The organism is Ectopseudomonas khazarica, assembly GCF_004521985.1.
In the GTDB taxonomy this organism is placed as follows: Bacteria; Pseudomonadota; Gammaproteobacteria; order Pseudomonadales; family Pseudomonadaceae; genus Aquipseudomonas; species Aquipseudomonas khazarica.
Window position 1 is genome coordinate 104,551 of the sequence record NZ_SBHZ01000016.1, and the last position, 10,064, is coordinate 114,614.

Sequence of the window (10,064 nt, forward strand, 5' to 3'; positions counted from 1 at the left end):
CATCAGGCTCGTTACAAAAATATAGAACTAATCGACATGAAGGGAGGCAAGAGGCGAAAAATTCACATTCACTACAAGGAGAGGATTTCGGCCGTTTCACCAAGCAAAATCGGCAAGACCCGGGAAAGTTGCGCGGTATCGCCACTGCTCCAGTAACGGTTCGGCTGCGCCGCCTCGGTCGCTGCCAGGTCATGCTGAAGCAGCAGCCGCTGCAGCTGGCGCGCCACCGCGGCCCCGGTATCGATCAGCGTCACCGCGGGCGGCAGCAGTGTCGTCAGCAGCGGCCGCAAGAAGGGGTAGTGGGTGCAGCCAAGGATCAGCGTGTCGCAGCCTTCGTCCAGCAGGGGCGTCACGTAACGCTGCAGCAGCTCGCGTGTGGCCGCTGCCTGCAACGCGCCCGCCTCGATGCATTCGACCAGCCCCGGACAGGGCTGCGTGACCACCCGCACATCGCCGGCAAAACGGTCGAGCAGCGCGGCGAACCTGGCGCTCTTCAGCGTACCGGTGGTCGCCAGCACGCCGACCACTCCGCTGCGGGTCGCCGCCGCGGCCGGCTTTACCGCAGGCTCCATGCCGACGATGGGCAACTGCGGATAACGCTCGCGCAGGTCAGCGGCGGCAGCGGCAGTGGCAGTGTTGCAGGCCAGCACCAGCGCCTTGGCGCCCTGCGCCAGCAGGTGCTCGGTGATCCGCACGCAGCGCTCGCGGATGTACTCCGGGCTCTTCTCGCCATAGGGCACATGGCCGCTGTCTGCGACGTACAGCAGCGACTCGTTCGGCAGTAGCTGGCGGATCTCGCGCAGCACGGACAGGCCGCCGACGCCCGAGTCGAATACCCCGATCGGCGCGTTACTGGGCATCGCCACAGACACCGCAGGCAGGATCGCGCTTGACCCGCAACTCACGAAAGCGCGTACCCAGCGCGTCGATCAACAACAGGCGCCCCACCAGCGGCTCGCCGAATCCCGCCAGCAGCTTGAGCGCCTCCAGCGCCTGCAGGCTGCCCACCAGCCCGACCAGCGGGCCCACCACCCCGGCCTCGCTGCAGGTCAGCTCGGCTTCGCTGCCATGCCCGTAGAGACAGTGGTAGCACGGGCTGGCCGCATTGCGCGGGTCGAACACCGACAGCTGGCCCTCCAGGCGAATCGCCGCGCCGGAGACCAGCGGCTTGCCCGCCGCCACGCAGGCGACGTTGACCGCCTCGCGGGTGGAGAAGTTGTCCGAGCAGTCCAGCACCAGGTCGACAGCCTGCACCGCAGCCGCCAGCGAATCGGCATCCAGCGCCTGACGGTGCGGCACCAGGCTGACCTGCGGGTTGATCGCCGCCAGCCGCGCCATGGCCGAATCCACCTTGGCCTGGCCGATGCTGGCGGTGTCGTGGGCGATCTGCCGCTGCAGGTTGGTCAGGTCCACCGTGTCGAAGTCGGCCAGGTGCAACTCGCCAACGCCGGCAGCAGCCAGGTACAGGGCCACGGGCGAGCCCAGCCCGCCCATGCCGACGATCAGCGCACGGCCCTGCTTGAGGCGCAGTTGCCCCTCCACGTCGATCTGTTTCAGCAGAATCTGCCGGCTGTAACGCAGCAGCTCATCATCGCTCAGCATCTGATCACTCATGGTCGAAACGTCCCAAACTGATGCGCTCGTGCCCGCCCAGGTCACGTCGGCTGTGTGCCTCGCTGAACCCCGCCGTGGCGAGCAGCTCACGCACGGCCTCGGCCTGGTCGAAGCCGTGCTCCAGCAGCAGCCAGCCGCCGGCCAGCAGGTACTGCGGCGCGGCCTGGATGATCGCACGAATATCGTCCAGCCCGTCGGCCCCGGCCACCAGCGCACTGCTCGGTTCGAAGCGCACGTCGCCCTGGTCCAGGTGGCGGTCGTCGGCGCGGATATAGGGTGGGTTGCTCAGGATCAGCCCGAAGCGCTGCCCGGCCAGGGCGGAGAACCAGTGGCTGTGCAGGAAGCGGACGTTGTCCAGTTGCAGACGCTGACGGTTGCGCTCGGCCAGGGCCACGGCGTCCTCGACGCGATCGACGCCGGTGACCTGCCAGCCCGGCCGCTCGCTGGCCAGGGCCAGGGCAATGGCGCCGGTGCCGGTGCCGAGATCCAGCGCCGCCAGTGGCGTGGCCGGCAGCAGCGCGAGCGCGCTCTCCACCAGCAGCTCGGTGTCCGGGCGCGGAATCAGGGTATGCGGCGCGACCTCCAGGTCCAGGCTCCAGAAGCCCTGATGGCCAAGGATGTAGGCTACCGGTTCACCCTGGCGACGGCGCTGCAGGTGACTCCGGAACAGGCCCAGCTGATCGGCGTCCAGCTCGCGCTCCGGCCAGGTACGCAGATAGCTGCGCGGCTTGCCCAGTGCGGCGGCCAGCAGCAGCTCGGCGTCCAGCCGTGGCGTGGGCGAGTCAGGCAGCTCGGCGGTGTTGAGCAGGGATTCGATGGTGGACATGCGTTAAGCCTCGAGCGGCAAGCTTCAGCGACAAGATGACCCGCACTCGGCGGCGGCGTGTGCCTTGCTGTTCTCTGCTGGATGGATCGGGGCGCCTGTCACGCCTGCTCGAGCCACCGCGTGGAAGGGTGGATGAAAAAGCCTCATCCAGCCCAGGGGTTCATCCATGCGTCCCGGATTGCATCCGGCGATCCGGCAGACTCAGCTCGCGGCTCGTCGCTGTCCTAGTCGCCCAGCGCCGCCAGCTGATCGGCCTGGTACTCGGCCAGCAACGGCTCGATCACCGCCTCCACGCTGCCGGCAATCACTTCGTTGAGCGAATACAGGGTCAGGTTGATGCGGTGGTCGGTAACCCGGCCCTGCGGGAAGTTGTAGGTGCGGATGCGCTCGGAGCGGTCGCCGGAGCCGACCAACAGCTTGCGCGTGTCGGACATTTCCTTGTGCGCGGCGGCGTCCTGCTGGTCCTGCAGCTTGGCCGCCAGCCAGGCCATGGCCTTGGCGCGGTTCTTGTGCTGCGAACGTTCTTCCTGGCACTCCACCACCGTGCCGGTGGGGATGTGGGTGATGCGGATCGCCGAGTCGGTGGTGTTGACGTGCTGACCACCGGCGCCGGAGCTGCGGTAGGTATCGACGCGCAGGTCGGCCGGGTTGATCTCGATGGCGGCCTGCTCATCCGGCTCCGGCAACACCGCCACGGTGCAGGCGGAGGTGTGGATACGGCCCTGGGATTCGGTCTCCGGCACGCGCTGCACGCGGTGCGCACCGGACTCGAACTTGAGCTTGGCGTAGACGTTGTCACCCTCGACGCGGGCGATCACTTCCTTGAAGCCGCCGTGCTCGCCCTCGTTGGCCGACAGCACCTCGACCCGCCAGCCCTGCTTCTCGGCATAACGCGAATACATGCGGAACAGGTCGCCGGAGAAGATCGCCGCCTCGTCGCCACCGGTGCCGGCGCGGATTTCCAGATAGACGTTGCGCCCGTCGTTGGGGTCCTTCGGCAGCAACATACGCTGCAGGCGGTCCTCCAGCTCGACCAGCGCCTCACGGGCCTGGGCGACTTCCTCCTCGGCCATCTCGCGCAGGTCCGGGTCGCTGTCCTTGAGCAGCGCCTGAGCACCTTCGAGGTCGGCCTGCACCTTGCGCAGCTCGCGGAAGGTGGCGATTACCGGCTCGATCTCGGCATATTCCTTGGAGTACGCCCGAAACTGGCTCTGCTTGGCGATCACCTCAGCGTCGCCGAGCAGCGCCGTGAGTTCCTCGAAGCGATCGCTGAGATTGTCCAGCTTGTTCAACAGTGAAGCTTTCATTGCAGACCTTTGTCCTGCGGCGCGCTCTCGTCGAGGGCGAACAATTCCTGGGCCAGGCTGAGCGCGTCGATGCGCCCCTCGGCGGTAAGTTTCTTCATGCGCACGCTGGGCGCGTGCAGCAGCTTGTTGGTCAGGCCGCGCGCCAGTTGCGCCAGCACGTCTTCGGGATTGCTGCCGTTGACCAGCATGCGCTGGGCCTTGGCCAGTTCCTCGTCACGCAGGCGCTCGGCCTGCTGGCGGTAGGCCTTGAGCACATCCACCGCGGCCAGCTCGCGCAGGCGCTGCATGAAGTCGTCGGTACCGGCGGCGACCAGCTCCTCGGCCGCCTGCGCCGCGCCCTGACGGCTCTTGAGGTTTTCCTCGATGACCTCGTGCAGGTCGTCGACGGTATAGAGGTAGACGTCATCCAGCTCGCCCACCTGCGGCTCGATATCGCGCGGCACGGCGATGTCGACCATGAAGATCGGCTTGTGCTTGCGCTTCTTCAGCGCACTCTCCACGGCGCCCTTGCCGAGGATCGGCAGCTGACTGGCCGTGGAACTGATGACGATGTCGCTGTGCGCCAGCTCATCGGGGATGTCCGAGAGCAGCACCGCATGGGCGCCGAACTGCTCGGCCAGCTGGCTGGCACGCTCCAGCGTGCGGTTGGCGACGACGATGCGCTTGATGCCCTGGTCGTACAGGTGCCGCGCCACCAGGCTGATGGTCTCGCCGGCACCGATCAGCAGCGCCTGGCTGCGGTGCAGGTCGGCGAAGATCTGCTTGGCCAGGCTGACCGCCGCGAAGGCCACGGAAACCGGGTTCTCGCCGATGGCGGTGTCGGTGCGCACGGTCTTGGCGGTGCTGAAGGTGGCCTGGAACAGACGCCCCAGCAACGGCCCGACGGTGCCGGCCTCGCGGGCCACGGCATAGGCGGACTTGAGCTGGCCGAGAATCTGCGGCTCACCGAGGACCATCGAGTCCAGCCCGCAGGCCACGCGCATCATGTGGCGCACGGCGGCGTCGTCACTGTGCACGTAGGCACAGGCTCGCAATTCGTCGATGCTCAGGCGGTGATAGCTGGCCAGCCATTGCAGCACTTCGTCGCTGCTCAGCTGATCCTGCTCCAGGTACAGCTCGCTGCGGTTGCAGGTCGAGAGGATCGCCGCCTCGCGGCTGGGCGTCAGCCGGCACAGCTGCTGCAATGCCTCGACCAGTTGCTCCGGGGTGAAAGCAACGCGCTCACGCACCTCTACCGAGGCGGTCTTGTGGTTGATACCGAGGGCGATGAAGGCCATGCAGAGTCGCTGAGGGGCAATACGGAAGCCGGCAATTGTCCTACTTCGCCCCCGAGAGAACAACTACCGCGACCTATTGTCCCAATAGACAGTTCGCCGCATCGTCCTGGCCAGTGGGCTTGCTCCAAGGCTTGTGTCATGATGCCGCGAACGTCGCAGGGCACGAGCCGGCATGGCCGTCGCCCCGGAATAACGCACGACAAGGTGCCTGGGTCCGTTCCTGTTTCATCGCGCGCCGCATTTGCCGCGCAACTCGAAGGGACGGGCAGGTTTTGCCGCGAGACTGCATTACTCGATGACTCATTTGGACGACCAAACTTCGCCTCTCGTGCCTTGCCTCGCGCCAGAACCAGCTCCGTCGCAGCCGCGAACGAAACGGAAACAAACCCTGATGACCAGACCCCTCGCGTTAGTCACTGCAATTGCCCTTCTCAGCGGCTGCCAAACCTTCGCCCCCAGCGAGCCTGACGGCACGCCGCCGGTGCAGGAAGCCGACCAGAGCACCCAGCTGAAGCCGGAAGAATACGGCTCGTTCAGCCAGGAAACCCTGTTCGCCCTGCTCACCGCCGAACTGGCGGGGCAGCGCAATCGCTTCGATATCGCCCTGGGCAACTACGTGCAGCAGGCCAACGCCACCGGCGACCCCGCGGTCGCCGAGCGCGCCTTCCGCATCGCCGAGTACCTCGGCGCCGAGCAGGCCGCACTGGACAGCGCACTGATCTGGGCGCAGAACGCGCCGCAGAACATCGACGCACAACGCGCGGCGGCCGTGCAGCTGGCTCGCGCCGGCCGCTATGACGAATCCATGACCTACATGGAGCAGGTGCTGCAGCGCCAGGGCGACACCCACTTCGATTTTCTCGCGCTGTCTGCCGCGGAAACCGACCCGGACACCCGCGCCGGCCTGCTGCAAGGCTTCGACCGGCTGCTGAGCAAGAACCCGGACAACAGCCAGCTGCTGTTCGGCAAGGCCATCCTCCTGCAACAGGACGGCCGCGCCGAAGAAGCCCTGGAGCTGCTCGAGGAACGCCCCGGCAGCGCCAAGGAAGTGTCCCCGCTGCTGCTGCGCGCCCGCCTGCTGCAGAGTCTGGGACGTGGCGAGGAAGCGCTGCCCCTGCTGCAGAAAGGCATCCGCGAGAACCCCGACGACAAGCGCCTGCGCCTGACCTATGCACGCCTGCTGGTCGAGCAGGACCGCCTCGACGACGCCAAGGGCGAGTTCTCCAAGCTGGTGCAGGAAAATCCCAACGACGACGACCTGCGCTTCTCCCTGGCGCTGGTGTGCCTGGAAGCCGAAGCCTGGGAAGAAGCCATCGTCTACCTGGAAGAGCTGGTCGAACGGCGCAGCCATGTCGACGCGGCGCACTACAACCTGGGCCGTGCCTACGAAGAGCTGGAGGACAGCGACAGCGCCCTGCAGGAGTACGGCATGGTCGGCCCCAGCAACGACTACCTGCCGGCCCAGCAACGCCAGGCCGAGCTGCTGTTCAACCAGCAGCGCAACGACGACGCCAGCCGTCGCCTGGCCGAAGCGCGCGAGGCGCAGCCCGACTACGCCATCCAGCTGTACCTGATCGAAGCCGAGGGGCTGAGCAACCATGACCAGGTCGACTCGGCCTGGCAGGTGATCAATCAGGGCCTCGAGCAGTTCCCCGACGACCTCAACCTGCTCTATACCCGTGCCATGCTGGCGGAGAAGCGCGACGACCTGGCCCAGCTGGAACACGACCTGCGCTACATCCTCGAGCGCGAGCCGGATCACGCCATGGCGCTCAACGCCCTCGGCTACACCCTGGCCGACCGCACCACGCGTTATCAGGAGGCCCACGACCTGATCGAGAAGGCCCACCAGCTCAACCCGGACGACCCGGCCATCCTCGACAGCCTCGGCTGGGTCAACTATCGCCTGGGTAACCTGGAGGAAGCCGAACGCTTCCTGCGCCTGGCGCTGAAGAAATTCCCCGACCACGAGGTTGCCGCCCACCTTGGCGAAGTGCTCTGGGCCCGGGGCAAGCAGCGCGAGGCCCGCAGCGTCTGGCGCGAGGCCCTGGCCGAGACACCTGACAGCCCCATCCTGCGCGACACCCTCTCGCGCCTGACCGGTTCCGAGACGCCCTGATGCTTCGTCACCTTCTTGTTTTCAGCCTCATCGCCCTGCTCGCCGGCTGCGCCGGCCTCACCTCGCACGAAGCGCTGGAAGGCCAGGGCGACCCGGCGCAGTGGAAAGCCCATAAACAGCAGATCAGCCAGCTCGACGGCTGGCAGATCAACGGCAAGATCGGCATTCGTGCGCCCAGCGACTCGGGCAGCGCCACGCTGTTCTGGCTGCAACGCCAGGACTACTACGATATCCGCCTGTCCGGCCCGCTCGGTGGCGGCGCCGCCCGTCTGACCGGCCGCCCGGGCGACATCCTGCTGGAAGTGTCCAACCGCGGCCGCTATCGCGCCGAATCGCCGGAAGCCCTGCTGCGTGAACAGCTGCACCTGGACCTGCCGGTCTCCAACCTGCTCTGGTGGATTCGCGGCCTGCCGGCCCCGGAAAGCCGCAGCCGCATCACCCTCGACGGCGAAAGCCACCTGGCCCGCCTGGAGCAGGACGGCTGGCGAGTGGAGTATCAGCGCTACACCGAACAGAACGGCTACGCCCTGCCCGAGCGCCTGAAGCTCTACGGCCAGGACCTGGAGGTCACCCTGGTGATCAAGGACTGGCAGCCGCGTCAGCTCGGCCAGTAAGCCCGCACTCCAACCTTGTGGGAGGGGCCTCAGCCGCGACAGCGTCGGCGATGGCTCAGCGTTTCGGCTGAGCATTTCGCGGCTAAGGCCGCTCCTACAGGGGCTGCGGTCTTTGTAGGAGCAGCTTTAGCCGCAATGCGCCTGCCAAGGCATTTCCCGCATACAATCGCCACCTATTCTCGCGACGACGCCCCTGCTCCGACCATGACCGCCATCCCCGCCCACGCCGAACTCACCCTGCCCGCTCCCGCCAAGCTCAACCTGATGCTGCATATCCTCGGCCGCCGCGCCGACGGCTACCACGAGCTGCAGACCCTGTTCCAGTTTCTCGAGCATGGCGACGAGCTTGGCTTCAGCCTGCGCCAGGATGGCGAGATTCGCCTGCACACCCCCATCGAAGGCGTTGCGCACGACAGCAACCTGATCGTGCGCGCCGCCAAGCGGCTGCAGGAAGCCAGCGGTACGTCACTAGGCGCCGACATCTGGCTGGACAAGCACCTGCCCATGGGCGGCGGCATCGGTGGCGGCAGCTCGGATGCCGCCACCACCCTGCTCGGCCTCGACCACCTGTGGCACACGCAACTGGGCGAGGATCGCCTGGCCGAGCTGGGCCTGGCACTGGGCGCCGACGTACCGGTATTCGTGCGCGGCCGCGCCGCCTTCGCCGAGGGCGTTGGCGAGTACCTGACGCCCGTGGAGCTGGACGAACCCTGGTTCCTCGTCGCGGTGCCGCAAGTCTTTGTAAGCACAGCAGAAGTTTTCGGCTCGCCCGAGTTGACACGGGATACGCCGCCCATTAAAGTTCGCAGCCTTCTTGCGGGGGGTGGTCGAAACGACTGCCAGCCGGTTGTAGAGAAGCGTTACCCAGAAGTTCGTAACGCTTTGATCTTGTTGAACAAATTCGTTTCAGCTAGATTGACCGGCACTGGAGCTTGTGTATTTGGGAGCTTCCCAAATCGGGACGATGCTGATAAAGTCGCCCGCCAACTTCCAGGCACTCTGCCGAGCTTTGTCGCTCAAGGTCGCAACATTTCGATGCTGCACCGCAGGCTCCAAGCATTGGCCAAGAAGTGAATGCTCAGCATTCGGTTATACGATACAGGGGCGTCGCCAAGCGGTAAGGCACCAGGTTTTGATCCTGGCATGCGTTGGTTCGAATCCAGCCGCCCCTGCCATAACCTCCCCAGGGAGGCATCGAAAACCGCATCCGACAGCATTCGACACAGAATATAGGGGCGTCGCCAAGCGGTAAGGCACCAGGTTTTGATCCTGGCATGCGTTGGTTCGAATCCAGCCGCCCCTGCCATTTTCCATACCCATCCAGGTATACCCCCAGCCGGCAGGTACTGCGCGTGTCCAAGATGATGGTCTTCACGGGGAACGCAAACCCCGATCTGGCGCGACGGATCGTTCGTCAGCTGCACATTCCCCTCGGCGATGCTTCGGTCGGACGTTTCTCCGACGGCGAAGTCATGATCGAAATCAACGAGAACGTCCGCGGCAAGGACGTATTCCTGATTCAGCCGACCTGTGCACCCACCAACGACAACCTGATGGAACTGGTGGTGATGGCTGATGCCTTCCGCCGCTCCTCGGCTACCCGCATCACCGCGGTCATCCCCTACTTCGGTTACGCCCGCCAGGATCGCCGTCCGCGCTCCGCCCGTGTGGCGATCAGTGCCAAGGTCGTGGCTGACATGCTCACCGTGGTCGGTATCGACCGCGTACTGACCGTGGACCTGCATGCCGATCAGATTCAGGGCTTCTTCGACATTCCGGTGGACAACATCTACGGCTCCCCGGTCCTAGTCGACGACATCGAAGACCAGCGCTTCGACAACCTGATGATCGTCTCCCCGGACATCGGCGGCGTCGTCCGCGCACGCGCCGTGGCCAAGAGCCTGGGCGTCGACCTGGCCATCATCGACAAGCGTCGTGAGAAGGCCAACCAGTCCGAAGTGATGCACATCATCGGTGACGTCGAAGGTCGTACCTGCATTCTGGTCGACGACATGGTCGATACCGCCGGCACCCTGTGCCACGCGGCCAAGGCCCTGAAAGATCGTGGCGCCGCCAAGGTCTACGCCTACTGCACCCACCCGGTGCTGTCGGGCCGCGCCATCGAGAACATCGAGAATTCCTCGCTGGACGAGCTGGTGGTGACCAACACCATCCCGCTGTCCGCTGCGGCACAGTCCTGCTCGCGCATTCGCCAGCTCGACATCGCCCCGGTCGTCGCCGAAGCGGTTCGCCGCATCAGCAACGAAGAATCGATCAGCGCGATGTTCCGCTAAGGAACCCGCTGAC

9 protein-coding genes and 2 tRNA genes are annotated in these 10,064 nt (G+C 65.8%); 6 read left to right on the forward strand and 5 right to left on the reverse strand.

The annotated features are described in order from the left end of the window. Positions 1–71: 71 nt before the first annotated feature. The 5 genes from murI to hemA all read right to left on the reverse strand — a co-directional run bounded on the left by murI (position 72) and on the right by hemA (position 5,024). Positions 72–860 carry a glutamate racemase gene (gene murI / locus EPK82_RS19690; protein ID WP_134677753.1) on the reverse strand — a complete coding sequence of 263 codons (789 nt, stop codon included), beginning with the start codon at positions 858–860 and terminating at the stop codon, positions 72–74. Next, on the reverse strand, positions 850–1,602 hold the full coding sequence (locus tag EPK82_RS19695; protein ID WP_134677775.1) for a molybdopterin-synthase adenylyltransferase MoeB: 753 nt from the start codon (positions 1,600–1,602) through the stop codon (positions 850–852). Before EPK82_RS19695 ends, murI begins: the two co-directional genes overlap by 11 nt. Before the next feature lie 4 nt (positions 1,603–1,606). Next, complete coding sequence (prmC, locus tag EPK82_RS19700; RefSeq protein ID WP_134677754.1) at positions 1,607–2,440, reverse strand: peptide chain release factor N(5)-glutamine methyltransferase; 834 nt, start codon at positions 2,438–2,440, stop codon at positions 1,607–1,609. Between the two features lie 224 nt (positions 2,441–2,664). After that, positions 2,665–3,747, reverse strand: coding sequence for a peptide chain release factor 1 (gene prfA / locus EPK82_RS19705; protein ID WP_134677755.1), 1,083 nt, complete (start codon positions 3,745–3,747; stop codon positions 2,665–2,667). Further along, on the reverse strand, positions 3,744–5,024 hold the full coding sequence (gene hemA, locus EPK82_RS19710; protein ID WP_037046886.1) for a glutamyl-tRNA reductase: 1,281 nt from the start codon (positions 5,022–5,024) through the stop codon (positions 3,744–3,746). The genes prfA and hemA overlap by 4 nt, the downstream gene beginning before the upstream one ends. A 391-nt stretch (positions 5,025–5,415) precedes the next feature. On the opposite strand from hemA, the gene EPK82_RS19715 reads away from it, so the two are divergent. The 6 genes from EPK82_RS19715 (at position 5,416) to EPK82_RS19740 (ending at position 10,051) form a co-directional block, all read left to right on the forward strand. Then, positions 5,416–7,143 (forward strand): tetratricopeptide repeat protein, encoded by a 1,728-nt coding sequence (locus EPK82_RS19715; RefSeq protein WP_134677756.1) that lies wholly within the window; start codon positions 5,416–5,418, stop codon positions 7,141–7,143. Then, entirely contained in the window at positions 7,140–7,757 is a 618-nt protein-coding gene (gene lolB / locus EPK82_RS19720; RefSeq protein ID WP_134677757.1) for a lipoprotein insertase outer membrane protein LolB, read from the forward strand. The genes EPK82_RS19715 and lolB overlap by 4 nt, the downstream gene beginning before the upstream one ends. Before the next feature lie 204 nt (positions 7,758–7,961). Continuing rightward, positions 7,962–8,831 carry a 4-(cytidine 5'-diphospho)-2-C-methyl-D-erythritol kinase gene (ispE, locus tag EPK82_RS19725; RefSeq protein WP_134677758.1) on the forward strand — a complete coding sequence of 290 codons (870 nt, stop codon included), beginning with the start codon at positions 7,962–7,964 and terminating at the stop codon, positions 8,829–8,831. 26 nt (positions 8,832–8,857) lie between these two features. After that, positions 8,858–8,932: transfer RNA gene (locus tag EPK82_RS19730), tRNA-Gln, on the forward strand. Positions 8,933–8,988: 56 nt separating this feature from the next. Further along, positions 8,989–9,063 (forward strand) — tRNA-Gln (locus tag EPK82_RS19735). Between the two features lie 46 nt (positions 9,064–9,109). Further along, positions 9,110–10,051 (forward strand): ribose-phosphate pyrophosphokinase, encoded by a 942-nt coding sequence (locus tag EPK82_RS19740; RefSeq protein ID WP_037046880.1) that lies wholly within the window; start codon positions 9,110–9,112, stop codon positions 10,049–10,051. Positions 10,052–10,064 lie beyond the last annotated feature (13 nt).

What these genes read in the sequence shown, in the direction of transcription:
- murI (WP_134677753.1), bottom strand. Translation starts at nt 860, where the DNA reads ATGCCCAGTAACGCGCCGATCGGGGTATTCGACTCGGGCGTCGGCGGC.
- EPK82_RS19695 (WP_134677775.1), bottom strand. Translation starts at nt 1,602, where the DNA reads ATGCTGAGCGATGATGAGCTGCTGCGTTACAGCCGGCAGATTCTGCTG.
- prmC (WP_134677754.1), bottom strand. Translation starts at nt 2,440, where the DNA reads ATGTCCACCATCGAATCCCTGCTCAACACCGCCGAGCTGCCTGACTCG.
- prfA (WP_134677755.1), bottom strand. Translation starts at nt 3,747, where the DNA reads ATGAAAGCTTCACTGTTGAACAAGCTGGACAATCTCAGCGATCGCTTC.
- hemA (WP_037046886.1), bottom strand. Translation starts at nt 5,024, where the DNA reads ATGGCCTTCATCGCCCTCGGTATCAACCACAAGACCGCCTCGGTAGAG.
- EPK82_RS19715 (WP_134677756.1), top strand. Translation starts at nt 5,416, where the DNA reads ATGACCAGACCCCTCGCGTTAGTCACTGCAATTGCCCTTCTCAGCGGC.
- ispE (WP_134677758.1), top strand. Translation starts at nt 7,962, where the DNA reads ATGACCGCCATCCCCGCCCACGCCGAACTCACCCTGCCCGCTCCCGCC.